Here is a 26,213-nt window from a genome sequence, read left to right as displayed (position 1 = left end):
GCCATCTGCTGTTTGTGGGAGCGGGGGGGGGGGGGGCGCGGGGGGGGGGGGGGTAACCCGCGGGGCGGGGGCCCGGGTGGCCGGGGGGGTGGGGGGGGGCCGGCGGGGGGCCCCCCCACCCGGCCCCGCCCCCCCCCCCGCCCCCACAAAACAGCCAAAACCATCGCCACCTCCCAGACAAACAAAACCCCGCCAAGGCGGGGTTTTGTTTTCATGCACTAACAGCTGGATCAGCTATTGGCCTTCAGCTTGGCCAGACGCAGCCAGGTGTCGACCACGGTGTCCGGGTTCAGCGACACCGACTCGATGCCTTCCTGCATCAGCCATTCGGCCAGATCCGGGTGATCGGACGGGCCCTGGCCGCAGATGCCGACGTACTTGCCCTTGGCGCGTGCGCTCTTGATCGCCATCGACAGCAGCTTTTTGACCGCCGGGTTACGTTCGTCGAACAGATGCGCGACGATCGAGGAATCGCGGTCCAGGCCCAGGGTCAGCTGGGTCAGGTCGTTGGAGCCGATCGAGAAGCCATCGAAGATTTCCAGGAACTCGTCAGCCAGCAGTGCGTTGGACGGCACTTCGCACATCATGATGATCTTCAGGCCGTTCTCGCCCTGCTTCAGACCATTGGCGGCGAGCACTTCCACCACCTTGCGGCCTTCTTCCAGGGTGCGAACGAACGGGATCATCACCCACAGGTTCTCCAGGCCCATTTCGTTGCGCACGCGCAACACGGCCTGGCATTCCAGTGCGAACGCCTTGGAGAAGCTCGGGTCGACGTAACGGCTGGCGCCGCGGAAGCCGATCATCGGGTTCTCTTCGTGCGGCTCGTAGTTGCTGCCGCCGATCAGGTTGGCGTATTCGTTGGACTTGAAGTCCGACAGGCGCACGATCACCGGGTTCGGCGCAACCGAAGCAGTCAGGGTGGCGATGCCTTCGGCCAGACGGTCCACGTAGAAGCTCACCGGATCCTTGTAGCCGGCAATCTTCTCGTCGATCTTCTTCTTGGTGGCAGCGTCCTGGCGGTCGTAGTCCAGCAGTGCATTCGGGTGAATGCCGATGTGGCTGGCGATGATCATTTCCAGGCGGGCCAGGCCGATGCCTGCGTTCGGCAGCTGGCCGAAGTCGAAGGCGCGTTCCGGGTTGGCCACGTTCATCATGATCTTCAACGGTGCCGGCGGCATGTTGCCCAGATCGGTGGTGGTGCGTTCAAAGGCCAGCTTGCCGTTGTAGATGAAGCCGGTATCGCCTTCAGCGCAGCTGACGGTGACTTCCTGCCCATCCTGGATCAGCTGCGTGGCATTGCCCGAGCCAACCACGGCCGGCACGCCCAGCTCGCGCGCGATGATCGCGGCGTGGCAGGTGCGGCCACCACGGTTGGTGACGATGGCCGAAGCACGCTTCATCACCGGCTCCCAATCGGGATCGGTCATGTCGGCGACCAGTACGTCGCCGGGCTGCACACGGGCCATGTCTTCCAGCGACTTGACCACGCGGGCCACGCCCGAGCCGATCTTGGCGCCGACGGCGCGGCCCTCGGCAATCACTTCACCCTTGCCCTGCAGCGCGTAGCGCTCGATCTGGGTGGCCTTGGCGCGCGACTTCACGGTTTCCGGGCGCGCCTGGACGATGAACAGCTTGCCGCTGACGCCGTCCTTGGCCCACTCGATATCCATCGGGCGGCCGTAATGCTTTTCGATGACCAGCGCCTGCTTGGACAGTTCCTGCACGTCCTCATCGCTGATCGAGAAGGTGTTGCGCTGTTCAAGCGGGGTGTCTTCGATCTTGACGCGCTCGCCCGGGACGTCCGAATAGACCATGCGGATGGCCTTGGAGCCCAGCGAGCGGCGCAGGATCGCCGGCTTGCCAGCATGCAGGCTGGGCTTGTAGACGTAGAACTCGTCCGGGTTGACCGCACCCTGCACGACCATTTCGCCCAAGCCGACCGAAGAGGTGACAAACACCACGTCGCGGAAGCCGGACTCGGTGTCCAGGGTGAACAGCACGCCCGAGGAACCCACGCCCGAGCGCACCATCAGCTGCACGCCAGCGGACAGGAACACGTCTTCGTGCTTGAAACCGTGGTGCACGCGGTAGGCGATGGCGCGGTCGTTGTACAGCGAGGCAAACACTTCCTTGACCTTGTGCACGACGTCGTCGGCACCGGTCACGTTGAGGAAGGTTTCCTGTTGACCCGCGAAGGAGGCATCCGGCAGATCTTCGGCGGTCGCCGAGGAGCGCACGGCCACGGCGATGTCACCGCCACCGTTTTCGGCGCTCAGCTTGGCGTAGGCGGCGCGGATGTCCTGGTCCAGCTGCGGCTGCAGCGGGGCATCGATCACCCAGTCGCGGATGACCTTGCCGGCAACGGTCAGGGCGGCGACATCTTCCACGTCAAGCGTGGCCAGCTTGTCGAAAATGCGCTTGGACAGGTCGTTATGGGCAATGAAGTCCTTGAACGCTTCGGAGGTGGTTGCGTAACCACCGGGGACGGACACCCCCAGACCGGCTAGATTGCCGATCATCTCCCCAAGCGAGGAGTTCTTGCCACCTACGCGGGCCAAATCGGCCAAGCGCAGCTCATGCAACCACAGGATATTCTCGTTCAAGCGCGATGCTCCGTTGAGGCCATCGCCCGTGGCGGGCTTGGGATGGCCACGTCCGTAGGAAGAAGCCAATATGATGCAGTGCACACCGAAGCCGCACAAGCTTGTGACAATACTTTGTCTTGTGCTTGTCTTTTTTGGGACAGGCTAGGCCATCACGCTTGACCTGTGGTCAGGATCACATTCTGAAGGGAGCTTTCATGACGGCAATCCGGCCGGTTTTCTATGTTTCTGACGGCACAGGCATCACCGCCGAGACCGTGGGTCACAGTCTGTTGACCCAGTTCAATGGCTTCAGTTTCGTTACCGATCGCATGTCGTTCGTGGACGATGCCGACAAGGCGCATGAGGCCGCGGCGCGCATCAGGGCCGCTGGCGAGCGCTACCAGGTGCGTCCGATCGTGATCAGCTCCTGCGTCGATTCCAGCCTCGGGATGATCCTGGAAGAGAGCGGAGCCCTTGTCCTGGATGTGTTTGCCCCATTCATCGGGCCGCTGGAACAGGAGCTCAGTTCCGCGCGCCACTCCAAGGTGGGTCAGGCGCACGGCATGGTCGATTTTGATACCTACCATCGCCGCATCAATGCGATGAATTTCGCGCTCAGCCACGACGATGGCATTGCGGTGAACTACGACGAGGCCGATGTGGTGCTGGTCGCGGTGTCGCGCGCCGGCAAGACGCCAACCTGCATCTATCTTGCGCTGCACTATGGAATCCGCGCGGCCAACTACCCGTTGACTGAGGAAGATCTGGAACAGGATCGCCTGCCACCGCGTCTGCGCCCGTACCGCAACAAGCTGTTCGGTTTGACCATCGACCCGGAGCGCCTGCAGCAGATTCGCCAGGAGCGTCGGCCGAATTCGCGTTACGCAAGCTTCGAGACCTGCAAGCGCGAAGTCACCGCGGCCGAGACCATGTTCCGCATGGAACGCATTCCGACCCTGAGTACCACCCACACATCGATCGAAGAGATTTCCAGCAAGGTGCTGGGCACGCTGGGCCTGCAGCGCGAGATGTTCTGAGCCAAGGATTTCCGGTAGTGCCGAGCCATGCTCGGCAGAGGCGGTACCGGTAAACCATGTTTGACCGCGATTTGTCTTGTGGGAGCGGCGTCAGTCGCGAAGCTGATGGTTCACTGGAATTGCAGGTCGCCCTGCGATTTCATTGACGCAGGCTTCGCGGATGAGGCCGCTCCCACAATGTTCGGGACCACTGGGAAGGCCTCTGCCGAGCATGGCTCGGCACTACGACCGGTCGCTGGTGATTGATGTTGCTGCGTCCTACACGCCTCGGCGTGTAGGATCAGCCACATGGCAGGCGCACTCTCCCGCATTGATCGCATTCCCAGACTCAGCCGTCTCGGCTGGTTGATGGGCTTGTACGCGGAAAATCATGACCACTTGATGCGCCTGTTCGCACCGGATCGCCTGCAAGTGGGCAGCCACCTCTCCAGCATCGGTGACGGTCTGGATCTGCGCCTGGACGTGATCGAATGCCACCGCTACACGGTGGAGCTGCGGATGACCTACGACCTGTGCGATCCGGTCACCGGCGAGCCTGATCCTTCGGCGTTCGTGCGCCTGTATCGCGATGCACGCCAAGCCGAAACCACGCATTGCTACGTGGGCAGGCGCTGGCAGGATGTGATGGGAATGTATCCGCCGCCGGAAGCGTTGATCAGCCACCGCATGCGGATGAACACCTTCCTTGGGAAATGGCTGGAATATCTGGCCGAACGCGGCCATAGCGTCGCTACATTGCGTCGCGTCGATGACACCGTGGTGCCAATGCGGCGCATGGGTGTGTTGCCGGGCTGAGGCTCGCGCTACGCATCGGTCATACTGCACGCCCCTCTGGTTCCGGTTGTCGCTATGCCGTACACCCCGATTATGGCCACGCTCGGCTACGTACTGTCTGCCGACGGCAGCAAGGCCTTGATGATCCACCGCAATACCCGGCCCGGCGACATGCACCTGGGCAAGTACAACGGGCTGGGCGGCAAGATGGAAGCCGACGAGGACATCCTTGCCTGCATGCATCGCGAGATCCGCGAAGAAGCCGGCATCGAGTGCGGTACAACCCGTCTGCGCGGCAGCATCAGCTGGCCGGGCTTCGGCAAGAACGGCGAGGACTGGTTTGCCTTCATCTTCGTCATCGATGACTACACCGGCACGCCGATGGAGGTAAATCCGGAAGGCACCCTGGAGTGGGTGGCGGTGGATCAGCTGGAGTCACTGCCACTATGGGAGGGTGATCGCCACTTCCTGCCATTGGTGTTCGATGCGGATCCGCGCCCGTTCCACGGGGTGATGCCGTACCGCGACGGGCGCATGCAGTCCTGGAGTTACACGCGGCTGTAATGGCGTGCCGGAGCGGTGCAATGGCAGCGCCCGCTCCGGCTGGCAGCGCTGGTGTCGAAGCAGGTCGAGCGATCTGGAGTCGAGCGCGGCGGGTCCAGCGCTGGGTTGATGTCCCCGCGCTGTAGCTGTCGCCAAGCAGGCTGGCCAAGTGCGGGTACTGTCCACTGTTCAGGCGCTCGCGGTACCCTGTTGCAGTCCATGTCCCGCGAGTTCCCATGAAACGCCATTTCTCGATGCTCCGTGAGTTCCAGCTCGCGGATTGGTTCACCCTCGGCAATGCGTTCTGCGGCACCGGCGCGGTGTTCGCGGCAATGCGCTTCCTGCAGGACGGTGAACGCGGCTTCCTGATGTTCGGCATGGCCTTGATCCCGCTGGCGTTTATCTTCGATGCGCTGGATGGGCGGGTTGCGCGTTGGCGCCAGTCCTCGTCCACCCTTGGGCGGGAGCTGGATTCACTGGCCGATGTCATTTCCTTCGGCGTGGCGCCGGCTGCTCTGGCCTATGCCTGCGGTATGCAAGGCGGTTGGGACTGGTTGATCCTGAGCTACTTCGTCTGCTGCGGCGTCAGCCGCCTGGCCCGCTACAACGTGACCGCCGTGGAAATCGCCGGTGAGTCGGACAAGGTGCCGTATTTCGAAGGCACGCCGATTCCGACCAGTTTGGCCTTGGTCATCGTGTTGGCCTTGGCGGCCCACTTCAATGCGATTGGCCCGGCATTGTGGGGCGGTAGCTGGCAGCTGGGCCCGTGGCAGCTGCATCCGCTGGTCCTGCTGTTTGCGCTGTCTGGCTCATTGATGATCAGCAAGACGCTGCGGATTCCCAAGCCCTGACGCCGGTAAGCCGGTCGCATTGCTATCATCACCGGGCATCCCGGGAGTAAAGCAATGGCGGCGGCAGGCAACAACGACAACGCGGATTTCGAGGCCAGCATGCGTGGCGCGTGGGAGGCATGGTCACAGGCCATGCACGGCCCTGGCGCAGCGGCAGGCGGTGATTTCCCCTGGCGTGAAAGCATCGCCCAATGGACCCGTTTGGTCAGCACCGATACGCCCCCGGAAGTTCAGGCGCTGGGCGCGCGCTTCCAGCATCAGGCCGGCGACTGGCTGGGCATGATGCAGCAGGTTGCTGCACGCTTTGCCGGCCGTGACACCTCGGCCGCGGAAGTCGCCGGTGCCTGGCGCGAAGCCGTGCAGGCCGGGCAGGGCGAGGATCTGCTGCAGTGGATGCTGGGTGCCGCACGCGGTGGCAATGCACTGAACGATCAACCCTGGCTGCGCGAGTTCGCCAAGGCTGCGCAGAGTGGTTTCGGCGGCGGCGATTGGTTGAATGCGCCGGCATTCGGTCCGGCGCGCGAGCATCAGGCGCGTTGGCAGGCCTTGCTGAAGATCCAGCAGGAGTATCAGGCGCGCGCCGAAGCCTATGTGGAGACGATCCGCAGCGTTCTGGACGATGCCTTCAAACGCTTTGAGGCCAAGTTGGCCGAGCACGAAGTGCCCGGTAGCCAGTTGACCAGTGCGCGGGCGATGTTCGATCTTTGGATCGATGCAGCTGAAGAAGCGTATGCCAAAGTCGCGCTATCCGAAGATTTCCAGCGTATCTATGGCGAGCTGGCCAACGCCCAGATGCGTCTGCGCGCAGCGTCGCAGAGTGAGCTGGAGCGCGCCTGTGATGCGATGGGCGTGCCTACCCGCACGGAGATGGATGCGGCGCATCGGCGGATTGCCGAGTTGGAGCGGCAGGTGCGTCGTCTGATTGCTGCAACAGAGCAGGCGAATGCCCCCGCGCAATCAACGGCAGCCGCCAAACCCGCAAAGACATCGGCTGCGAAGCCGGCAGCCAAGCCTGCAAAGCGTGCAGTTCGACCGGCTGCGCCGGCTGAAAAGAAGGTCGCCAAAAAAGCCGCAAAGACGGTCGCGCAGAAGCCTATAGCGAAGAAGGCCGCGGCGAAGCAGGCTGTCGCGAAGAAGCCGATCCCCAGGAAAACAGCGGCGGCCGCGAAGCCGAAACCGAAGCCCGCGCCGGCCCGTCGTAGGAGTGCCAAATGAAGGGCCCGCTGGGTTTTGGCAATGACGATCTATTGCAGGAAACCCTGCAGTGGCAGCGCAAACTGGTCGATGGTTTGAAGCTGCTGCCCGGCGTTGAAGATGTGGACTACGGTGTCACCGAACGCCAGGAAGTGTGGAGCGATGGCAAGGTAAAGCTCTACCGCTTCGTCAACGATCAGGCCGATACCAGCAAGCCGCCGCTGTTGATTGTCTATGCGCTGGTCAATCGGCCCTATATGGTCGACCTGCAGGATGGCCGCTCGCTGGTACAGAAGCTGCTGGCGCTCGGCCAGGACGTGTATGTGCTGGACTGGGGTTATCCGGACCGCTCCGAGCGCTTCCTGACCCTGGAAGACTATCTGCTGCGCTATATCGACGGCGCGGTCGACCACCTGCGTGCACAACGCGATGGCGCGCCGGTCAACCTGCTCGGCATCTGCCAGGGCGGCGTGTTCGCGCTGTGCTACAGCGCGCTGCGTCCACACAAGGTGCAGAACCTGATCAGCATGGTGACACCGATCGATTTCCACACAGCGGACAACATGCTCTCGCATTGGGCCCGGCATGTGGACGTGGACCTGTTCGTCGATACCCTGGGCAACATCCCGGCCGATCTGATGAACGCCAGTTACCTGATGCTCAAGCCGTTCCGCTTGAACGTGCAGAAGTACGTGGGCTTGATGGATATGCTCGACGACAAGCAGGCCCTGGAAGACTTCCTGCGGATGGAAAAGTGGATCTTCGATTCCCCCGATCTGGCGGGCGAAACCTTCCGCCAGTTCGTCAAACAGTTCTATCAGGCCAATGGCCTGATGAACGGTAGCATCCGCATTGGTGATGAAGCGGTGGATCTGGCGCAGGTGCAGATGCCGATCCTGAACATCTATGCCGAACAGGATCATCTGGTGCCGCCGGCCGCATCCAAGGCGATGCAGGCGCAGGTTGGCAGCAAGGATTACACCGAGCTGGGTTTCCGCGGTGGGCACATCGGCATCTACGTGTCGGGACGTGCCCAGCGTGAAGTGCCCGGTGCCATCAACGACTGGTTGAGTAAACGCGCATGAAGCTGATCTTCAATTTTCTGCTCGCCGCAAGTTTGGCTCTGATCGCCTTGCCGGCAATTGCTGCCCCCAGCGCGGCGACCCAACGTGAAATCACCGGTTTGATGCATGCGCTGGAAACCTCCGGTTGCCGTTTTCAGCGCAATGGCACCTGGTACGACGCAGTTGCCGCGCGAGGCCACCTGCAGCGCAAATACGATTATCTGCTCAAGCGCGACATGGTCGACAGCAGCGAGCAGTTCATCGAACGCGCCGCCAGCCGCAGCAGCATGAGTGGCAAGGCGTACAAGGTTTCCTGCAGCGGTGCGCCGGAGCAGGATGCCTCTGCGTGGTTCCTGCAGCAGCTGCGCCGCCTTCGTACACCGGCCCGCTGATGTCAGCGCTGACCGCCAGATCGACAGCGCAGGCCTGAGTCTCATGCGGCTCGAAATGGCCCCGATGTGGTTGCGAATTCTGGGTGGGGTCTGGACCTCGCCCAATACCGTGATCGGCTTGATCGGCGGTGTGCTGGGCAGTCTTGCTGGTGCACGCCCGTATTGGAGCCGCAAGGAGTGCGCACTGGTATTCCGGCGCTGGCCTTGGGGGCCGGGCGGGGCGATCACTTTTGGCATGGTGATCCTGCACACCGGCGATGATCTCAATGGTCTGTGTCAAACCTACGAGCACCGCGCTGGCCGCTGCGAGCATCCGCGGGTGCGCCTGGGCGATCATGAGCGCGCGCATGTTTTTCAATATTTGGTATTGGGCCCACTGTTTCTGCCGGTGTACCTGCTGTGCGGCGGTGTGAGCGTGCGTAATCCATTCGAGCGTGCTGCGGACTATTACGCCATGCACGGCCGTGGTTGGTGGCCTGGACGTAACTGAGAAAGTCTTCATCGATGTCACTGCGGCAAGTGCTGACATCAAACGACAACCTTTTATGTACATCTCTGTAACGTCGCCCCGCGTATCGTTGCACCTGTTACAGATCCAACAGGAGCACGAACCACCATGGCAGTTGTTCTTTATATCGGTGGCAGCAAGGATGGCGATAAGGGTGTGTTGCCGTACGGCTTCAGCAAAACCCGCGCAGATACCGAGCATGGCCCGGAAATTTACGTCGAACGGATGATGAGCGTGACCGGCAGGAGTGCAGTGCGGGTCATGGTGCTGGAAGACCTGCGTGACGACATCGCCAGCCAACGGCTGTATCAGCATCTAGCCTGAGTATTCAGGCACACGCGCCGGGCGGCAGGTCCGGCGCGTGCTGTCAACGGCTTTCCCCCAGGCCCGTGCATTGCCAGAATGGCAGCTTCCGTCACCGTGGTTACCGCACCGGCAATGCAAGACATCAAGCTCGCGCAGCAGATCGCGCAGACAATCGCCGACGAGATCGGCGCACAAGCCACTCAGGCCAAGGCCGCCATCGCGCTGTTGGATGAAGGTGCCAGCGTTCCGTTCATCGCCCGCTACCGCAAGGAAGTGACCGGTGGCCTGGACGATACCCAGCTGCGTAATCTCGAAAGTCGCCTGACCTATCTGCGCGAACTCGAAGATCGCCGCCGCGCGGTGCTGTCCAGCATCGACGAGCAGGGCAAGCTCAGCGATGGGCTGCGTGAGCAGATCATGGGCGCCGATACCAAGTCGCGGCTGGAAGATCTGTATCTGCCCTATAAGCAGAAGCGTCGCACCCGTGCGCAGATTGCCCGCGAAGCGGGGCTTGAACCGCTGGCCGATGGCCTGCTCGGCGATCCGATGCTGGATCCGCAGACTTTCGCTGCAGGCTTTGTCGATGCCGAGAAGGGCGTCGCCGATACCAAGGCCGCGCTGGAAGGCGCGCGCGCGATCTTGATGGAGCGTTGGGGCGAAGACGCTGCACTGGTTGGCGAACTGCGCAACTGGCTGGCTGGCAATGGCATCATTCGGGCCCGCGTTGCTGAAGGTAAAGAAGCCGAAGGCGCCAAGTACCGCGATTACTTCGAGCATGCCGAAGCGTTGGCGAAGATCCCCTCGCATCGCCTGTTGGCGCTGTTCCGCGCGCGTCGCGAAGAGTTCCTGTTCCTTGAACTGGACCCAGGCAGTGACGCTGAAGCCGGTCACCAGTATGCGGAAGGCCGGGTCGCGCATAACGCGGGCATCGCCAACAAGGAACGCCCGGCCGATCGTTGGCTGTTGGACGCCTGCCGCCTGACCTGGCGCGCCAAGCTGCATATGCATCTGCTGCTGGACCTGTTCAACCAGGCCCGCGAAAAAGCCGAAGCCGAGGCCATAACGGTGTTCGGCGACAATCTGAAGGATTTGATGCTGGCAGCGCCGGCCGGCCCGAAGGCCGTGCTGGGCCTGGATCCGGGTATCCGCACCGGCTGCAAGATCGCCGTGGTCGATGCAACCGGCAAGCTGCTGGCTACCGACACGGTGTATCCGCATGAACCGCGCCGGCAGTGGGAGCAGTCGCTGCAGACGATCAAGCAGCTGTGCATCAAGCACAACGTCGAGTTGATCGCGATCGGCAACGGCACTGCAAGCCGCGAAACCGACAAATTGGCGGGCGAGGCGATCGCAGCCTGTGCCAATCCCAAGCTGCAGAAGGTGGTGGTCAGCGAGGCCGGTGCGTCGGTGTATTCGGCGTCGGAGTTTGCTGCCAAGGAGTTCCCGGAGCTGGATGTATCGCTGCGCGGCGCCGTTTCCATCGCGCGTCGCCTGCAGGACCCATTGGCTGAGCTGGTCAAGATCGAACCCAAGGCCATTGGTGTTGGCCAGTACCAGCACGATGTAGACCAGTTCCGCCTGGCCAAGGCGCTGGACGCTCGCGTTGAGGACTGCGTCAATGCCGTCGGCGTATTCGTCAACACTGCCTCGGCTGCATTGCTGACGCGCGTGTCTGGGTTGTCGTCGACGGTGGCCGAAAACATCGTCCGTCACCGCGACGAGAATGGCCCGTTCAAGCGTCGCAAAGACCTGCTCAAGGTGGCGCGCCTGGGCGACAAGACCTTTGAACAATGCGCGGGCTTCCTGCGAATTGCCGACGGCGACGAGCCGCTGGATGCGTCGGCGGTTCACCCGGAAGCGTACCCGGTGGTACAGCGCATCGTTGCTGCCGCCGCGCGACCGATCAAGGCGCTGCTGGGTGACGGCAGTTACCTGCGCAGCTTGAAGGCCGAGCAGTTCACCGACGACAAGTTCGGTGTGCCGACCGTGCGTGACATCCTCAAGGAAATGGAGAAGCCAGGCCGCGATCCGCGTCCCGAGTTCAAGGCAGCCCGTTTCGCCGAGGGCATCGAGGACATCAAGGACCTGCGCGAAGGCATGATTCTGGAGGGCGTGGTCAGCAATGTCGCCGCGTTTGGCGCGTTCGTCGATATCGGTGTGCACCAGGATGGCCTGATCCATATCTCGGCCCTGTCCGACACCTTCGTCAAAGACCCGCGCGATGTGGTCAAGGCGGGCGATATCGTCAAGGTCAAAGTCTTGGAAGTGGATGTGGCGCGCAAGCGCATCGCACTGACCCGGCGCCTGGAAGATGCGCCCGCGCCGGCCAAAAAGTCCGAGCGTGACGAGCGTGGTGCAGGGCAGGGACGTGCTGCTGGCGCTGGGCGCGACAACGGTCAACGAGGCCAGCGCAACAATGCGGGCAATGGTGGCGGCCGACCGGCAGTGTCTGCGGCGCCGGCCAACAACGCACTGGCCGACGCATTTGCACGGGCAAAGCGCGGCAGCTGAGCCAGCTGCCGCAGGACCGCATCAATCTTGTAGGAGCGGCGTAAGCCGCGAAGCTGACAATGCTGAAGCACCGGGCATCTGTGCCGATCGATGATCTATCTGCTTCGCGGCTTACGCCGCTCCCACAACGCATGAATACAGAGGACTAGCTCAAGCCGGAGCAAGCGCGCGTTGCAGTGCCTGGCTGAGATCGCTGCCGGTATAGGGCTTGGACAGCTTCACGCCGGCATCGAACACTGCGGGCAGCTGATCGATATCCATCCCGGTGGCTACCAGGAACGGAATACCGCGCTGCCTCAGGCATTCTGCAACCGGGCTGCTGTTCTCGTTGCATGCCAGCCAATAGTCCAGGAACACGAGCTGAGGCTTCAGCTCCTCGATCATCTGCAGAGCAGTGCTGACCGAGGCGGCGACGCCGCCCACCTGCATGCCTTCCATCTCCAGCTGCATCTGCAGCAGCATGGCGTTCAACTCGTCGTTCTCGACGACCAGCACTCTCGTACCTTCGAGCGAGCCCATCGTTTTCCCCTGTACCTGGATCGATCGAAGTATAGCCAGTCGCCGAAACAGGCATTACACAAATATTTTCAGTCAGGGTCTGCCCAAGCGCCAAAAGCTCCGCTATAATTCCGCTCCTGCCAGCCGAAGTGGCGGAATCGGTAGACGCAGCGGATTCAAAATCCGCCGCCCTTAAAAGCGTGGGGGTTCGAGTCCCCCCTTCGGCACCAGAGAAAACAGGCACCCTTGGGTGCCTTTTTCTTTGCCTGGAATTCGGGATGCATTTCCGCAGTCATCGACCCGGGCTGGCCATTCCGTTCTGTCATTGCGCAGATGCTTGCGAGCTCGCCGACGGCTGCGGATGCCAGTCTAGTGTGCGTAGCTGATGCCAGCCTTGGCTCATAGATTTCGGAACGCAACTACCTCTGCTGCAAAAGCACGCGCTGTAGTGCCGAGCCATGCTCGGCAGGGGCTTCCTCTCTGATGCATCACCTTGCAGGGGGCGGCGCTGGCGGCTGGAAACGCTATTCGAATCCGCGTGGTCGATGCCAGCCCTTGCCTGCAGATGTCGGAGCACTAGTACCAATTCTGCAATGCACGGGCCGTAGTGCCGAGCCATGCTCGGCATGGCTTTCGCCGCGGCACATCAAGGCGCGGAAATGGCGCAGCTATAAAACCAGGATCGCGGAAGTTGCCGATCAGTCTTGTGCCTGGCAGATCCCAGGCTTCGCGGCTTACGCCGCTCCTACAAAGCGCGGTATCGCAGGACGTCGCGTTGGTTGAATGTCGCGAACAACAGCGCGGCCGTCAGATTGCAGGCTGATGAGCTCAACCCGAGCGGGCAGGGGATTGCACTGCCTGCAAAAACATCAAACAAAAAAAAGCCCCGATTTCTCGGAGCTTTCTAAAAAATGGCGTCCCCACGGGGATTCGAACCCCGGTCGCCACCGTGAAAGGGTGATGTCCTAGGCCTCTAGACGATGGGGACGCGTATTCTTTAAATCTCAAGTTGTAGATTCAGGCGGCCTAAGGCCTGAATTGGTGGAGCCAAGCGGGATCGAACCGCTGACCTCCTGCATGCCATGCAGGCGCTCTCCCAGCTGAGCTATGGCCCCACGTTGTTGCTAGCCCGCCATTATAGCGGCTTTTTATCGAATTGGAAGCTTTTTATTCTTCCGTGCAATCTCTTTGTAAGATTGCTCCGATAAAAAAAGACCCGATACGGCTGGGTCCGTTTGTACCTGATGAATGGCGTCCCCACGGGGATTCGAACCCCGGTCGCCACCGTGAAAGGGTGATGTCCTAGGCCTCTAGACGATGGGGACGCGTTATACTCATCAAATTGTCGACAATCCAAACGGCCTAATGTTTGGATTTGGTGGAGCCAAGCGGGATCGAACCGCTGACCTCCTGCATGCCATGCAGGCGCTCTCCCAGCTGAGCTATGGCCCCGGTGTTACGTTGTTACGTCGTTGCCGAGAAAGAAATAATAGCTGGGCTTCACATTTCCCGCAAGCGATTTGTGAAGAAATTTCTTCGTCCAATGAGATTGGGCTGAAAAGGCTGCGATCTGCTCCCAGCTCTTGCAGCGGACAACACCGATGCCCGCCAGGGCTGGTCCCCTGCAGCCTTGGCGACGAGGCAGTGTCAACCTGAGGTTGGGGATTGGGCCTGCCAGGGGTGTCGTTGTGCAACTTCTCTCATATGTAGTGCTGGGCTGCCTCTTAGGTGGCAGCGAAGGCCCAATGGTCTACAAGTGCGTAGGTGCAGAGGGGTACTCCTATCAATCGCTGCCTTGCACGGCTGCTGAGCTGAAGCGCTGGAATGTTGTGCCTGACCCGATAGATGAACGGACGCTCAGGCGCCTGGCTGAAACCCGTGGTCAGCTGCAGCGGGACAGGCCGCAGTTGAACCGCAATGTCAGGCTTGAACGCAGGCGCGGTGACGTAGCGCCAAAGATGAGTGCCTGCGAGAAAGCACGACAAGGCAGGGATCGTGCCTATGCCAAAGCGGGCTTGAGAAGGGATTTTGCTATGTCGAGCTTGTGGGACAACAGGGTTCACCAAGCCTGCAAGTAGCTGGTCTGCAATGATGCAGCAGCTTTTCTGTTGTCGATAGGTGGAGCGCGCAGCTATCAGTCGGCGATGTGGCGTCTGTGCGACGGTATTTAGTTATGGGAGTTCTGACGGGTTGCAGCAACAGTGATCGTGGGCCGCCGGTCGCCCGCGGGGGGATCGGTTGCACCGCATTGCAGTGGCGAAGCTTCAATCGCGGATAGGCCCATTCAATGCATTTTTCCTGCGGGTGAGCGCAATGAGGCTGGCCTCAGTTCTCTCCGGCCTTATGCCTGCTTGAAGCGAGTCTATCGGCGCCTGCGCTCAAGGGCTGTCCGAGCAGTGGTATGAAACCCAGTGAGTGCGTCTTCCAGGTCGCGCAGAGCTTGTTGTTCCAGAAGTCTCTCCAGCGCTGCGGCCTTCTGGGCGACGGCGGCTTCGTGGATGAAGGCGAACGCGCCGCGAAGAGAGTGCAGGTGCCTTCCGATAACGTTGCTTTGTTGGCTGATGCTGTCTGGTGTCACGTTATGAAGAGCCTGCTGGATCGCAAGAATGGAATCTTCCAATGATGTCATCAGTGGGAGATGCACTTCAGGGGGCAATGCGCCGGTAGCGATGTCCCACTGCACCTGCACGCCCAGCTCGGGAGGGGTGTTTTTGCTGATTGCAGCCAATGTTGTGCGTAGTGCTTCCAGTAATACTGGCTTGATCAGGATGCTGTTGATGCCCGCCTCTTTGCTGCGCGACCTGTCGCGGTCCGAAGCGTGGGCTGTAACCGCGATGATGGGAGTAGTAACCCCTTGCTTGCGCAGGGTGCTGGAGAATGCGAAGCCATTCATGCCGGGCATGTTCAGATCGGTCAGAATCAAGTCGTAGTTCTGACTACTGAAGGTGGCGATCGCCGCAGCACAGTCTTCGAACGTACTGGCGCTGCAGCCCAGCGTCTCGAGCTGCAGCTGCAGCAGTTTCCGGTTGGCTGGGTGGTCATCGACCACCAGCACATGCAGCGCGGTGTGCTGCGGTGTCACCGTAGTGTCTGGGAGCGAGTTTTCATTGGGCCTGACAGGGCCTGCAGCTGGCAGTGGCAAGGTAACAATGAAGGTGCTGCCATTGCCCGGGGTGCTCTTCACCTCGATGCTGCCTTGCATCAGCTCCGCCAGGCGCCTGCAAAGCGCAAGTCCGAGCCCAGTGCCGCCGTAGCGTCGCGCGATCGTGGAGTCGGCCTGCGAGAAAGTAGTGAACAGCGCCGCTTGCTGCGCCGCACTCATGCCAATGCCGGTGTCGCTCACCCCGAGCACGATGGCCGAGTCGCTGGCTGAGTCATCCTGCAGATAGACCTCGACCAGAACATCGCCGGATTCGGTGAATTTGATCGCGTTGCTGATGAGGTTGAAGATGACCTGCCGAATGCGTGTTGGGTCACCCATATAGCGCGGGTGCAGGCCATCATCAACAATGAGTTCGATTCCCAGCCCTTTGGCATGGGCCATGGGTGAGAACATATCGATGCATTGTTGCGCGACTTCATTCAGGTCGAAAGGTATCGACTCAATCGTCATCTGTCCGGACTCGACCTTGGAGAAGTCCAGAATGTCATTGATGATGTTCAACAAGGCAGAGGAGGATGAGGTGACCGCGTGTAGTCGACTGCTTTGTTCTGTAGTCAACGTAGTGCGCTCCAGCAGCTCAAGGTTGCCCAGGATTGCGTTCAGCGGCGTGCGGATCTCGTGGCTCATGATGGCCAGGAAGGTCGACTTGGCTTCGTTCGCAGCCTCCGATGCGGCGCGGGCGTTCTCCAGCTCCTGCTCAACCTTTTTGCGCAGGGTGATATCAGTGAAGTTGCACAATAGAACATCCATTCCCTGGTATTTGGTGGGGACGATGCTCGTCAGCAATGCGCATTGGTTGCCGTCGCGGGTCTGGATGTCCAGCTCGATGCCCGGCGAAGCCATGGCCTCGGCGTCATGCGCATTGAACGCATCAAGAAAACGCAGGTGCAACGGTTGTGCTGCATCGCTTGTCGCCGATGCATAGGAGACCATGACCGAGTTTTTCAGCAGCACTTCGCCTGTTGAAAGCGAAAGAAGTGCTTGCCCGAAGGGCGCGGTCTCGACCATTGTCCGGTTCAGATTCTCGCTCTCGATGATCCGTTCCGAGCGTAAATAGCCGGGCCGGAAAACCTTGTGTTCAATCAACAACAGCACTGCCCAGACAAAACTTATTGCGAGCAGCATCGCAGCGATGTAGGCCAATAGGGTGGGCCAGAGCGCGGCGATGATGGTCCGCCATGAAAAGGTGTGAATCAGCTGCCAGCCAGCGTTGGCGGTGGAGACTGGATCCGTTGCGACAAAACGCCCATCCATCTTCTCGAACCTGCCACGCTTGTCCGCGGGTGCTCCAGTGGCCCAGCGTTGGATCGGGAATCGCGCGATCTCACGGGCGTTTGGTTGCTGAGGGCCGAGGAATAGATCGCCCTGAGGGCTGGCAATCAGCCAGAACTCGTCGGTCTGCGTTGAGGCGAGCGATGCAGTCACCAAGGTCACAGGGTAAGACGCAACAAATAGTGCAAATGGCTGCGCTTCGGAAAAGGCCTGTTGCTGCAGAAACAGTGAAGGCCTGCCCGTGAGCGGGTCATCAGCAATGGGCAACCACACCGGCCCAGCAGGTGTAGGTTGCTGGCCGCCTGTGGCGGGCGGGTGCTGCTGATGAGGCGTCAGACGCTGGATGAGAGTCGTAGTGGACTCGTTCTTGTGCGCGGCGAGCAGGTTGCTGTCGGGCAGTGGACCGGCCCCGAGGAAGGTTCTGTCCGGGTTGAAAAAATAGATGGATGCCGTCAGCGCTCGGGCAAAGGTGCCGGCCTGGTGGCTGACTTCATCGGCCAACTTCAGATAAGGGGCAAAGCTCTCCAATGCTTGCCCTTGATCCGTGTCGCCAAGAACAAGTACTTGCGGTGAATTGGCCGAGCGCTGCAGCGTCATGCGGCCGCGGTTGTCGGCGAACCTGCTGACAAGAGCGTCGTCGGGTTCCTGCCGAGACTCCCATGCGTACTCTTCCTGTGCGGTAGTAATCCGCATTGCGCCTTCGCGTATCGCAAAGACCGACTGCAGCGCGATCAGGCGACTGGTCTGGTCGGCGTGTCTTTCCGCAATGTAGTCCCTGATCTGCGAGTGGATCACCACTGTGGTCACCGCCCCCAGGATCAGCGTCGTGACGATGCCGCCAACATAGAGCAGGCCGCGCTGGTGCCGGCTCAGCAGTTTCAAGGCATTTGCTCGGGAGGGCGTATCAGGGCTCGTATGTTCCTTTGCGCTGCCTGTCTCAGAGGCCATTTGGGATTTCACTCACGTTTGGCTGCTGCCCGTTGATGTGGCGAAAAGCCCGGTTTCAGGGCCTGGTCTGAAGGTTGAGGGGTGAATATTCGGACTGGGCCGATGTAGGCCGGACGGCTGCGCTGGAACAATGACCTCATCGAAAACAGCCCCTTCCCTGATACCGCCGCTCCTGGCGTGGAGACATCACCCATGAACGCTCTTGCCCAGTTTGTATCACCACGACCGGAAGCCCGGATGATCCAGAATGCGCTGGTGGTTGATGGCAATGAATTGCAGCATCTTCCGATGGTGAAGGTATTGCGTCAATCAGGTGTGTCTGAAGTTATTTCGGCCCTGGATGGAGCCCGCGCCGTGGCTGCACTACGTGACCGAAGCTGGGATCTGGTCGTCCTCGATCTGGATATCGTCGACCTTACCGGCCTGCAGGTGATCGACCTGTTGGCCGAGCGTTGCCGGACCGCCCGGCTGGCCATCGTGAGCAGCCAACCGAGCCGGATTTTGAACGCGGCATCGGCCTATGCAGCCCATCGAGGGCTTGCCGTGGTTGCCGCGCTGCGCAAGCCGCTGAAGGCGGAGCAGATCAGGAACATCATCGCCGCATCGGTCGAGCAGGCGGCTACAAGTCATGACGCTTTGTCACCCGTCAAGCCTGGTGCGCTGGAGTTCTCCCGCGACGAGCTGCGGGGGGCGCTGCTGGAGCAGCAGATCCAGGCCTATTACCAGCCGCAGCATTGCGCCATCACCGGGGTTCTGCGCGGTGCTGAAGTACTGGCACGGTGGCACCGGGCCGACGGCTCGGTGCTGGCACCGGCCGAGTTTCTCCCCGCAATTGAGCGCGAGGGGCTGCTTGAGTCGCTCACCAGTTACATGTTGTCCTGTGCGTTCGACTGCATCGCCGGTGAAGATTCTGGCTCGTCGTTGTTGATGGCCGTCAACGTTCCAGCGCGGGTGGCGACCGGTGTGCATTGGGCGCAATCTGTTGCCGACCACGCCTACCATGCAGGTGTCGATCCGAGCCGGGTGGTGATCGAGATCACCGAGGACGGCGGCGAGTTGTGCAACCCGGCATTGGCCGGGGCGGTTACCCAGCTGCGCCTGCGTGGTTTCAACTGTGCCATTGATGATTTTGGCAGCGGCGACTCCTCGTTGGACAGGTTGTTGCAGGTGCCGTTCAACGAGCTGAAGATCAACCGCAGCATGTTGGTGGAAGCACGCGATCATGCCCATGCCCGCTGTCTGCTTGCCAGTACCATTGCCATGGCCCGGCAGATGGTTGCCACTGTCGTCGTCGAGGGCGTGGAAACCTACATGGATCTGGATATGGTGCGCAGCTTGGGCTGTCACACAACCCAGGGATACCTGCACGGTCGTGCAATGCCCAAGGCCGACTACCTGCACTACATCGGCCATCAGGACTGAGTCGATGGGGCGCTGGCACTCGAGCCATGCGCAACAAGGAAGATGCCAGGCGTAGATCGGTGGCTTAGCTTGTACTTTCTGTGCCCGGCACCGATGCCGATGCCGATGCCGATAGCGTGTATTTTATCCCCCCTGACCGCACGGCCCGGGGGGTATTGGTATGGAGCCGGTAGTGTTGACGCTGCTTTGGGCGTGATCGTCCTGGTGGGTTTGCATGCGAAGCCGACGCTTGCCATCCGGCCGCGCACGACGGAGCTGGATGCTTACGCGGTGCCTGCAGTGGTGGCGGGGCTCGGGTAGTTGAGGGGGCGATCGAGCCCCATCTTCCGCGTGGGTCTCAGCGCATCGCAGCATCCGCGAGGTGCGATGCTATGGGGCGCCGTATCGGCTTGCGGGCAACGCTCCTCCGGTCCGAGTGCAGCAGGGCTTCAGCCGTGTGTGGCGTTGACCAAGTGCTTGGCTGCAAGGAGTTAACCCTCAGTGCAACGAATGGCCACATTTTTACTCAGAAGTCTTTGTCTTTGAGCGTGATGTGACATAAATTCTGTCCTGAAGTGCCTCGCAGGGTAGGGGATGCCTCCTCAGCCTGGATTGGCCAGCTGCCAGCGCACTTCACGGAGAGCCTTGCCATGAGTGGTTTCAAGATCAGAGTGATCTTGGCTGACGATCACCCGGGCATGATCGCTGGGGTGAAGTACGAGCTGTCATCGGTCGGCACCCTTGAGCTTGTCGGGACTGCCGCCGATTCGACTGAGTTGATGGCGCTGCTCAGCGGCGTTGCATGCGATGTCGTGGTCTCCGACTACGCAATGCCGGCCGGCGACTTCGGGGACGGGATCGCTCTTTTCGGAATGATCGCCAGGCGCTACCCGCAAGTAAAGCTGGTGGTGCTTACCATGCTTGATAATCCGGCCGTGCTGCACACTTTGCTGACGCAGGGGGTGACGTGCATCGTCAGCAAGTCGGATGCCCTGACGCATCTGGTGCCTGCGGTCCATGCAGCGCAGAGCGGCGGCAAGTACTACTCGCCCACCATTGAGAAGGTAGTGCAGGGCATCGAACTCAACAGGCGTAGCCGCAACCCCGCGGGCGTTTTGAGTATCCGGGAGTCCGAAGTAGTGCGGCTCTATGCCTCGGGCTTGACGGTCAACGAGATTGCCGAGCGCCTGCATCGCAGCAAGAAAACCATCAGCACACAGAAGGCCAGCGCGATGGAGAAGCTATCCATCGAGAAAGATGTTGATCTGCTGCGTTACGCCATGGAGAACGGGCTGGTTACTTCTTCAGGTGGCAACTCGGCCACATCTGAGGCAAGTGAAAGCTGAGCTGTTGGGTATAGAGCCACTGCACAATCCTCATGAAAACCCGGGCTGGGTCATTCGACGTCCAGCCCGGTTTTGCCGGACTCCCACTGCAGCATGATCTTGCGCCTGCGTTGTGGCGAGGCATACATGAATAGATTGAGTGTCTCCAGGAACTGATTCTTCTGGAGGGTGGATAGTCGGGCGAAATCGATCAGCAGCCGTCTCACGTCTGCGGTTTTCTTGTCCATCTTTGTATGTTCTCAGCCGCAGCTCAAAAGCAAAGCACGCATGCGAGCGCCACATTGGCGCCGCACAAGGAATTTGCTCATGTTGTGTCAAGCGGTCTGGCGCAGCCATAGGACCTGTCCCAATAAGGCTGAGATATCTTGCCTTTTGGTTGGCCCTTAGATTTCGGAATTGACTCCCAAGTGGGCTCTGGCGGCTGACTTGTGGCGGTTGTCGGCGTGAGGGCGCGACGAAGAACGGGGTGGCATGTGATCTGCTCGGCTCAGGACGCGCGGGCGATTGAAGGGCCAGCTTCGGCGTCGGCCAGACCGGATTCAATGCCGTATCTCAACAAGTCGACATCACGCTTCAAGCCCAACTTCAACATCGCGGCGCCTTTTTGGGTACTGATGGTTTTTTTGCTGCGGCTCAAGCGCTCGGCAATCTCGTTGACCGTCAATCCAGAGACAAAGAAGCGGATGACTTCCAGTTCCCGGGTTGTCAGTGTCTGCACACCCGAGCTTCCAGAGGTGACGGTTCCGGCGATCTCGGTGATGGTCGGCGACAGATAGCGGCCGTTGGCAAATGCGCCATGTACGGCGGGCATAAGGTGATTGAGCGAATCGGACTTGCTCAGGATGCAGGAAATGCCCAAGGTCAAAAGTGAGTGCACGATGCCGGGATTCTCCAGCATGGTGAGCACTACGATCTTGATGGACGGATAACGTTTTTTGACCAGTTTGAACAGCGCTATGCCGTCGCCGTAACGCCCGCCCGGCATGGAATAGTCGGAGATGAGAACGTCACACGGGCTGCGCGCAAGCACATCCATAAGCTCGGTCGAATTGCGTGCCGATCCCGTAACGGAAATCGTGCCAGCTGTTGTAAGTACGTACTGAAGGCCGGCACGCACGGCTGAGTGATCGTCCGCGAGAACAACGCGGAGGCTGAGTGGCTTCATGGCGGATCGGCTTCAGTTGTTGAAGGGGGAGAAACCTCTGCAGAGCAGACAGCTACGCCGCAGATAGCCGGCGCATGGCATGAAGGTGCAAAGAGGTTGTGGGTTGCTATGCGCCTGTTGTTACTTTATTTGCGTAGTGCTCGCAAAGTAAGCACCACAGGTCCTATTCAATGCGCTGGCTTCATAGGACATGTCTGATCTTCGGGCGGTGGTGGGCTGGTTTGCATTTGCAACCAGCTTGCTCTTATAGCTGCTTCAAGTGTTGTCGCAGCTAGGTTCGTGGCTTGGTTTTGCGGGGTTTTGTGCGCAGACGTGGGCATCGTTGTGCTCCACTGGAGGCGTGGTTGCGGTACGGGATGTGGCTGCTTTGAAACGGAGGTTTCATTGAGGGAAATCACAGCACGTTAGATGAGCGTTTCCCGATGATCGCCGAGCAAGAGCGGCTGGTGGCGAAAGTGCGCGCAATAAGTGATGTATCACATTAATATTGAGTGCAATCTTGTGGGGAATGATGATGGTTGATGATCAAAGCACCGTGGATGACGCTGCTCCAACGCCCGTAAAACGGCGCGGCCGGCCACGGCTTTACGCTGCGCCGCTATCTCAGGCTGAGCGCGCCAAGCGCTATCGCAAAGCCCGGCAGTGGGATGAAAGCAGCTTGGATGACTGCCGTGACCCGGTGTTGATGGATCGTCTGAATTGGGCGTTGAAACATAAGGAGACCTCCCAGGATGCCAAGGCAGCGCTGGATATCTACCTGGAAGAGCTGGTGCGTCGGCACCACAGCAAGGGCAAATCGCTGTTGAAGTAACTGGAGCGAGCCTGGGCATTGCCAAGACGATATGGGTCCAGCTGAACTTGCCAGGCTTCATTGGGGCAAGAGCTCCCGCTTTGAGGTGATCGGTGTTGGATTGGATCAGCGGCCATGTTGCAGTTGCCGGTTGTTGGCGAATGTGGGTTTCGGTCATTCCATTCCATTGAAGGCTGGCTACGCTGACTGCATGACCACGTTGATGGAACTGCAGGAAGCAATTGCCCGGCATAGTGATGCCGGCTTTACGCCTACTGCCATTCCACGCCTGGCGCTGATGCGCTCCGACGACGTCAGTGCCGCCTCGGAGTCTGTCTACGAGGCTTGGTTGCTGGTGGTCGCGCAGGGGCGTGTACGAATGACGCTGGGCGAGGAATTGTTCGAACTGCCCGCCCAAGGCTATGCGGTGACATCGGTGGACCTGCCGATGACCGGCGAAGTCTGCCAAGCAAGCCGCCCCCGGCCATTTCTGGGTGTCGCACTGAGCTTGGATCCCACGATTCTGGCCACTGTGCTGTTGGACATGGGGGAGCAGTTGCATGATCTTCCGCCATCTGCCGGTATGGCCGTGGGGGCGCTGGGAGACGGGTTACTGGATCCACTGACGCGTCTGGTGCGGCTATTGGCCCAGCCGGGCGACATTGCGATGCTCGCGCCCCTTTATGAACGAGAGGTGCTTTACCGGCTATTGCTCGGCGAACAGGGGGCGATGCTACGGCAGCTCGCGCTGTCTGACAGCCGGCTGTCACGGGTCAGCAATGCGATCAGCCACATTCGCCGTGAGTACACGTGCCCGATGCGGGTAGAGGTGTTGGCCAGGAAGGTGGGTATGAGCTTGTCTTCATTGCACCGACATTTCAAAGCGGTAACCGGAATGAGCCCCTTGCAGTACCAGAAACGATTGCGCCTGCAGGAAGCGCGGCGGCGCTTGGCTGCACAGCAACAAAGCGCTGCAAGTATTGCGTTTGCTGTTGGTTACGAAAGCCCATCGCAGTTCAGTCGTGAGTACAGGAAGATGTTCGGCGTACCTCCATCACGCGACGCAGTGGTGTTCCGCGACAGCATTCTGCGGCCAACTCGCCCGAGTGAAGGGCTGCAGGCGACGGACCTGGTACTGAGCGGTCTCAAGGATTGAGAGGAACAGGCAAGAACTTGCTGATATCTGGCTACCCGGTAGAGATCGAACGCTCCTAATCTTCCGCTTCATGCGCTGAGCAGATAGTCATCACGCAATGTGTCGTGGACCGATGTACCTGCCAATGCATGGTGCACTGTTGCGATCATCGTGTCGGAAAAATGGGCTGCTGAGCCTGGGAATGCCGTGGATCAGTCGCGTCGCGAGTCGGATCTCGCAATGGCGCACTGATATCGCCGGTGCATGCAGCCCGATGGAAAGTGGCTTGGCCAAGAGTTGAGCAGTTGTCGTCTTTCTGGGGCTCGCCACGCTTCCAGGGCAGCGGTGGGTGAATCGAGCAGAGTTGCCGCGAGATCTCCCTGGATGTTCGCGACAACCTGACCCACTGCGGATCGGGTTTCCTATTCACTACGCAATGCAACACTATCTGGAGGGTATTTCAATGAAGGCATCCGTCGTCAGTTCATTGGGCGGGGGGTTCGATGTGCGGGACATCGAGCTGGATCAACCTATCGGCCGGGAGGTGCTTATCGATGTCAAGGCCTCGGGCCTGTGTCATAGCGATCTGACGGTCGCCGTTGCTGGCATTGGCTATGCGCCGCCGGTAGTGCTTGGGCATGAGGTCGCCGGGATTGTGGTGGCCATTGGTGATGCTGTGTTCGATGTGAAGGTCGGCGATCATGTCGTCGCCAGCTTGATTCAGTTCTGTGGAAAATGTGTGCAATGCCTTTCCGGCCACACCCACGGTTGCTTGCACCCGGAGGCGACATTGCGTGGCGAAGCCGAACCAGCGCGCTTGCGCGCCACGGACGGCAGCGCAATCAATCAAGGCTATGGGCTGGGTGGTTTCGCCGCACAGGTGTTGGTGCATGAAAACCAGATAGCCTCAGTACCGAAAACGCTGCCCTTCGAGCAGGCCGCGCTATTGGGGTGCGGGGTGCTCACCGGGGCGGGGGCGGTGCTCAATACGGCCAAGGTGCAGCACGGGCAGACAGTGATCATCATCGGCGCCGGTGGCGTTGGATTGAGCGGCATTGGTGGTGCGGTACTTGCCGGTGCGTCGCGGATCATCGCTATCGATGTGGCCGAAGGAAAACTTGTACGCGCCAGTAGCTTTGGTGCGACCGACTTGATCAACTCCAGCGAAGTCGACCCGGTACAGGCGGTGAAAGCATTGCTTCCAGACGGCGCCGACTATGTATTCGACTTCGTGGGTATTCGCACCGTGATCGAACAGGGCTTGCAGATGCTGGCCAAGGGCGGCGGGTTGTATCTGGTCGGCGTCGCTGGAGCTACAACCATCGACCTTCATACCCTCAGTCTTCAGTTCAACCAGAATCGGATTGAGACGGTCTATATGGGCTCGTCAAACCTGAAGCGTGACATTCCCTTCTACGCGGATATGGCGCTGGCGGGGCGCTTGAATCTGGAGGGCTTGGTGTCGAAGAAAATCGCGCTTTCACAGATCAACGAAGGTTTTGATTCGTTGAAGGATGGCGCGATCGCCCGTGTTGTCATAACAGACTTTGAGAACTGATGACCCGGCACACTGGCTGTCACCGCTACAGGTACGTTATGACCGGACTTCACTGAGTCAAGGCGACGCAGGGAAGGCACAAACAACCCAAGCTAGTGGACATCGGGCGTGGTCCAGGGGCCCTTCAAACAGGCGCGTGGGCGCAGTGTCGGCGTAGATTCGAATCCGCTGTCTCTACATGTCGCTACGGCGGAGCAGGTGCTGGGTTGAGCCTGTTCCGTCGGACACCTTGTCTCAGCCAGCTAGTCGCAGCGCATCCACCACCAGCGCGAACGCAGCCGAGTGCTGGCGGCGGCTGGGGTAGTAAAGATGATAGCCAGGGAAGGGCGGGCACCAGTTCTGCAGCACGCGGATCAATCTGCCTTGTTCGATATGGGGGCCGAACTCTTCCTCCGGCAGGAAGGCGATACCCAGGCCATCCACCGCCGCCTGCACGATTGGCGGCGAGGTATTGAACACTGCCTGGCTCTCGACCCGTACGTTCACTTGCCTGCCGTTGCGTTCAAACTCCCATACGTACAGGCCGCCCGAAGTAGCGAAGCGGATGTTGATGCAGCTGTGTTGGGTAAGGTCTGCAGGCGCTTTCGGGATCGGGTGTTTCTCGAAATAGGCCGGCGACGCTGCTGCTGCCATCCGCACCTTGGGGCTGATCGGCAGCGCGATCATATCCTTGTCGATGCTTTCGCCCAGGCGTACACCGGCATCGAAGCGATCGGCGACGATATCGCGCAGTGCGTAACTGACGTCGAACTCGATGCGTAAATCCGGGTAGCGGTGCATCAGCGGTAGCAGTTTGGGCAGCAGGATGGTCTGCAACGAATGATCGCTACAGGTCAGGCGCAGGGAGCCGGCCGGTTTGTCGCGTAATTCCGTAAGGGCATCGAGTTCAGCTTCGATCTCGTCGAAGCGATTGCCGATGGCCAGCAGCAGCCTTTCGCCTGCCGGAGTGGGCGAAACGCTGCGGGTGGTGCGGGTCAGCAGGCGTATCTGCAGCCGCTCTTCCAGTGCCTTGATGGCTTGGCTTAGCGCTGACTGAGAAACACCCAGCAGCGCGCCGGCGCGGGTGAAATTGCCTTCACGGGCGACCGTGACAAAGGCCAGCAGGTCATTGAGGTTACGTCGTGCCATGGTGGCAGTGTGGCACGGTTGATTGATTAGTCCAGCTAATA

At 60.4% G+C, this 26,213-nt stretch carries 21 protein-coding genes and 5 tRNA genes; 16 read left to right on the top strand and 10 right to left on the bottom strand.

The genetic code is table 11. The features are described 5' to 3' along the window. Window positions 1–230 precede the first annotated feature (230 nt). Window positions 231–2,606 (bottom strand): phosphoenolpyruvate synthase, encoded by a 2,376-nt coding sequence (gene ppsA / locus ACVOMB_RS13555; protein ID WP_481531649.1) that lies wholly within the window; start codon window positions 2,604–2,606, stop codon window positions 231–233. 197 nt (window positions 2,607–2,803) lie between these two features. Between ppsA and ppsR the strand changes: the two genes are divergently transcribed. From ppsR to ACVOMB_RS13505, 10 genes are all read left to right on the top strand, one after another. Continuing rightward, complete coding sequence (gene ppsR / locus ACVOMB_RS13550) at window positions 2,804–3,625, top strand: posphoenolpyruvate synthetase regulatory kinase/phosphorylase PpsR (RefSeq protein WP_481531648.1); 822 nt, start codon at window positions 2,804–2,806, stop codon at window positions 3,623–3,625. 288 nt (window positions 3,626–3,913) lie between these two features. Continuing rightward, entirely contained in the window at window positions 3,914–4,420 is a 507-nt protein-coding gene (locus ACVOMB_RS13545; RefSeq protein ID WP_481531647.1) for a DUF1249 domain-containing protein, read from the top strand. Window positions 4,421–4,474: 54 nt separating this feature from the next. Beyond that, entirely contained in the window at window positions 4,475–4,963 is a 489-nt protein-coding gene (locus ACVOMB_RS13540) for an NUDIX hydrolase (RefSeq protein ID WP_481531646.1), read from the top strand. A gap of 215 nt (window positions 4,964–5,178) precedes the next feature. Further along, entirely contained in the window at window positions 5,179–5,793 is a 615-nt protein-coding gene (locus ACVOMB_RS13535) for a CDP-alcohol phosphatidyltransferase family protein (protein ID WP_481531645.1), read from the top strand. A gap of 54 nt (window positions 5,794–5,847) precedes the next feature. Then, the gene (gene phaE / locus ACVOMB_RS13530) at window positions 5,848–7,008 is read left to right on the top strand and encodes a class III poly(R)-hydroxyalkanoic acid synthase subunit PhaE (RefSeq protein ID WP_481531644.1); all 1,161 of its coding nucleotides are present in this window, start codon (window positions 5,848–5,850) and stop codon (window positions 7,006–7,008) included. Continuing rightward, window positions 7,005–8,072: a class III poly(R)-hydroxyalkanoic acid synthase subunit PhaC gene (phaC, locus tag ACVOMB_RS13525; protein ID WP_481531643.1), complete on the top strand. Its 1,068-nt coding sequence runs from the start codon at window positions 7,005–7,007 to the stop codon at window positions 8,070–8,072. Before phaE ends, phaC begins: the two co-directional genes overlap by 4 nt. Beyond that, complete coding sequence (locus ACVOMB_RS13520) at window positions 8,069–8,443, top strand: YfeK family protein (RefSeq protein ID WP_481531642.1); 375 nt, start codon at window positions 8,069–8,071, stop codon at window positions 8,441–8,443. Before phaC ends, ACVOMB_RS13520 begins: the two co-directional genes overlap by 4 nt. A 55-nt stretch (window positions 8,444–8,498) precedes the next feature. Continuing rightward, a complete protein-coding gene (locus ACVOMB_RS13515; RefSeq protein WP_481531653.1) occupies window positions 8,499–8,933 on the top strand; it encodes a hypothetical protein in 435 nt (144 codons plus the stop codon). Between the two features lie 126 nt (window positions 8,934–9,059). Then, window positions 9,060–9,275 (top strand): hypothetical protein, encoded by a 216-nt coding sequence (locus ACVOMB_RS13510; RefSeq protein ID WP_481531641.1) that lies wholly within the window; start codon window positions 9,060–9,062, stop codon window positions 9,273–9,275. 114 nt (window positions 9,276–9,389) lie between these two features. Further along, on the top strand, window positions 9,390–11,768 hold the full coding sequence (locus ACVOMB_RS13505; RefSeq protein WP_481531652.1) for a Tex family protein: 2,379 nt from the start codon (window positions 9,390–9,392) through the stop codon (window positions 11,766–11,768). A 150-nt stretch (window positions 11,769–11,918) separates the two neighbouring features. On the opposite strand, the gene ACVOMB_RS13500 is transcribed toward ACVOMB_RS13505, so the two are convergent. Next, the gene (locus ACVOMB_RS13500) at window positions 11,919–12,287 is read right to left on the bottom strand and encodes a response regulator (protein WP_481531640.1); all 369 of its coding nucleotides are present in this window, start codon (window positions 12,285–12,287) and stop codon (window positions 11,919–11,921) included. Window positions 12,288–12,409: 122 nt separating this feature from the next. Between ACVOMB_RS13500 and ACVOMB_RS13495 the strand changes: the two genes are divergently transcribed. Continuing rightward, window positions 12,410–12,496, top strand: a tRNA-Leu gene (locus ACVOMB_RS13495). Window positions 12,497–13,178: 682 nt separating this feature from the next. Here ACVOMB_RS13495 and ACVOMB_RS13490 read toward each other — a convergent pair. From ACVOMB_RS13490 to ACVOMB_RS13470, 5 genes are all read right to left on the bottom strand, one after another. Beyond that, a tRNA-Glu gene (locus ACVOMB_RS13490) sits at window positions 13,179–13,254 on the bottom strand. 51 nt (window positions 13,255–13,305) lie between these two features. Beyond that, a tRNA-Ala gene (locus ACVOMB_RS13485) sits at window positions 13,306–13,381 on the bottom strand. A 134-nt stretch (window positions 13,382–13,515) separates the two neighbouring features. After that, window positions 13,516–13,591 (bottom strand) — tRNA-Glu (locus tag ACVOMB_RS13480). Window positions 13,592–13,642: 51 nt separating this feature from the next. Continuing rightward, window positions 13,643–13,718 (bottom strand) — tRNA-Ala (locus ACVOMB_RS13475). A gap of 910 nt (window positions 13,719–14,628) precedes the next feature. Next, complete coding sequence (locus tag ACVOMB_RS13470; protein ID WP_481531639.1) at window positions 14,629–17,583, bottom strand: ATP-binding protein; 2,955 nt, start codon at window positions 17,581–17,583, stop codon at window positions 14,629–14,631. Between the two features lie 258 nt (window positions 17,584–17,841). Here ACVOMB_RS13470 and ACVOMB_RS13465 point away from each other — a divergent pair, with 258 nt between their 5' ends. Together ACVOMB_RS13465 and ACVOMB_RS13460 are read left to right on the top strand one after the other, a co-directional pair. Further along, window positions 17,842–19,071, top strand: coding sequence for an EAL domain-containing response regulator (locus ACVOMB_RS13465; RefSeq protein WP_481531638.1), 1,230 nt, complete (start codon window positions 17,842–17,844; stop codon window positions 19,069–19,071). A gap of 629 nt (window positions 19,072–19,700) precedes the next feature. Next, window positions 19,701–20,396: a response regulator gene (locus ACVOMB_RS13460; RefSeq protein ID WP_481531637.1), complete on the top strand. Its 696-nt coding sequence runs from the start codon at window positions 19,701–19,703 to the stop codon at window positions 20,394–20,396. 50 nt (window positions 20,397–20,446) lie between these two features. Here the strand turns inward: ACVOMB_RS13460 and ACVOMB_RS13455 are convergent, their stop codons facing one another. Together ACVOMB_RS13455 and ACVOMB_RS13450 are read right to left on the bottom strand one after the other, a co-directional pair. Further along, the gene (locus tag ACVOMB_RS13455) at window positions 20,447–20,623 is read right to left on the bottom strand and encodes a hypothetical protein (RefSeq protein ID WP_481531636.1); all 177 of its coding nucleotides are present in this window, start codon (window positions 20,621–20,623) and stop codon (window positions 20,447–20,449) included. Between the two features lie 260 nt (window positions 20,624–20,883). Next, window positions 20,884–21,561, bottom strand: coding sequence for a response regulator (locus ACVOMB_RS13450; protein WP_481531635.1), 678 nt, complete (start codon window positions 21,559–21,561; stop codon window positions 20,884–20,886). Window positions 21,562–22,075: 514 nt separating this feature from the next. On the opposite strand from ACVOMB_RS13450, the gene ACVOMB_RS13445 reads away from it, so the two are divergent. The 3 genes from ACVOMB_RS13445 to ACVOMB_RS13435 all read left to right on the top strand — a co-directional run bounded on the left by ACVOMB_RS13445 (window position 22,076) and on the right by ACVOMB_RS13435 (window position 25,044). Then, entirely contained in the window at window positions 22,076–22,372 is a 297-nt protein-coding gene (locus tag ACVOMB_RS13445) for a hypothetical protein (RefSeq protein WP_481531634.1), read from the top strand. Between the two features lie 202 nt (window positions 22,373–22,574). Then, window positions 22,575–23,507 (top strand): AraC family transcriptional regulator, encoded by a 933-nt coding sequence (locus ACVOMB_RS13440; RefSeq protein WP_481531633.1) that lies wholly within the window; start codon window positions 22,575–22,577, stop codon window positions 23,505–23,507. 442 nt (window positions 23,508–23,949) lie between these two features. Beyond that, window positions 23,950–25,044 (top strand): alcohol dehydrogenase catalytic domain-containing protein, encoded by a 1,095-nt coding sequence (locus ACVOMB_RS13435; RefSeq protein ID WP_481531632.1) that lies wholly within the window; start codon window positions 23,950–23,952, stop codon window positions 25,042–25,044. 234 nt (window positions 25,045–25,278) lie between these two features. Here ACVOMB_RS13435 and ACVOMB_RS13430 read toward each other — a convergent pair whose 3' ends face one another. Further along, window positions 25,279–26,172: a LysR family transcriptional regulator gene (locus tag ACVOMB_RS13430; protein WP_481531631.1), complete on the bottom strand. Its 894-nt coding sequence runs from the start codon at window positions 26,170–26,172 to the stop codon at window positions 25,279–25,281. Window positions 26,173–26,213: the final 41 nt, after the last annotated feature.

The organism is Stenotrophomonas sp. STEN018, assembly GCF_056760235.1.
Note: the sequence above shows the minus strand (reverse complement) of the source record. Positions and strands in the feature narration are given on the sequence as shown.

Coding starts and splice junctions, on each gene's coding strand:
- ACVOMB_RS13535 (WP_481531645.1), top strand. CDS start 5,179: ATGAAACGCCATTTCTCGATGCTCCGTGAGTTCCAGCTCGCGGATTGG.
- ACVOMB_RS13445 (WP_481531634.1), top strand. CDS start 22,076: ATGGTTGATGATCAAAGCACCGTGGATGACGCTGCTCCAACGCCCGTA.
- ACVOMB_RS13440 (WP_481531633.1), top strand. CDS start 22,575: ATGGAACTGCAGGAAGCAATTGCCCGGCATAGTGATGCCGGCTTTACG.
- ACVOMB_RS13510 (WP_481531641.1), top strand. CDS start 9,060: ATGGCAGTTGTTCTTTATATCGGTGGCAGCAAGGATGGCGATAAGGGT.
- ACVOMB_RS13520 (WP_481531642.1), top strand. CDS start 8,069: ATGAAGCTGATCTTCAATTTTCTGCTCGCCGCAAGTTTGGCTCTGATC.
- ACVOMB_RS13465 (WP_481531638.1), top strand. CDS start 17,842: ATGAACGCTCTTGCCCAGTTTGTATCACCACGACCGGAAGCCCGGATG.
- phaC (WP_481531643.1), top strand. CDS start 7,005: ATGAAGGGCCCGCTGGGTTTTGGCAATGACGATCTATTGCAGGAAACC.
- phaE (WP_481531644.1), top strand. CDS start 5,848: ATGGCGGCGGCAGGCAACAACGACAACGCGGATTTCGAGGCCAGCATG.
- ACVOMB_RS13500 (WP_481531640.1), bottom strand. CDS start 12,287: ATGGGCTCGCTCGAAGGTACGAGAGTGCTGGTCGTCGAGAACGACGAG.
- ACVOMB_RS13450 (WP_481531635.1), bottom strand. CDS start 21,561: ATGAAGCCACTCAGCCTCCGCGTTGTTCTCGCGGACGATCACTCAGCC.
- ACVOMB_RS13435 (WP_481531632.1), top strand. CDS start 23,950: ATGAAGGCATCCGTCGTCAGTTCATTGGGCGGGGGGTTCGATGTGCGG.
- ACVOMB_RS13505 (WP_481531652.1), top strand. CDS start 9,390: ATGCAAGACATCAAGCTCGCGCAGCAGATCGCGCAGACAATCGCCGAC.
- ACVOMB_RS13455 (WP_481531636.1), bottom strand. CDS start 20,623: ATGGACAAGAAAACCGCAGACGTGAGACGGCTGCTGATCGATTTCGCC.
- ACVOMB_RS13430 (WP_481531631.1), bottom strand. CDS start 26,172: ATGGCACGACGTAACCTCAATGACCTGCTGGCCTTTGTCACGGTCGCC.
- ACVOMB_RS13460 (WP_481531637.1), top strand. CDS start 19,701: ATGAGTGGTTTCAAGATCAGAGTGATCTTGGCTGACGATCACCCGGGC.
- ppsR (WP_481531648.1), top strand. CDS start 2,804: ATGACGGCAATCCGGCCGGTTTTCTATGTTTCTGACGGCACAGGCATC.
- ACVOMB_RS13515 (WP_481531653.1), top strand. CDS start 8,499: ATGGCCCCGATGTGGTTGCGAATTCTGGGTGGGGTCTGGACCTCGCCC.
- ACVOMB_RS13540 (WP_481531646.1), top strand. CDS start 4,475: ATGCCGTACACCCCGATTATGGCCACGCTCGGCTACGTACTGTCTGCC.
- ACVOMB_RS13545 (WP_481531647.1), top strand. CDS start 3,914: ATGGCAGGCGCACTCTCCCGCATTGATCGCATTCCCAGACTCAGCCGT.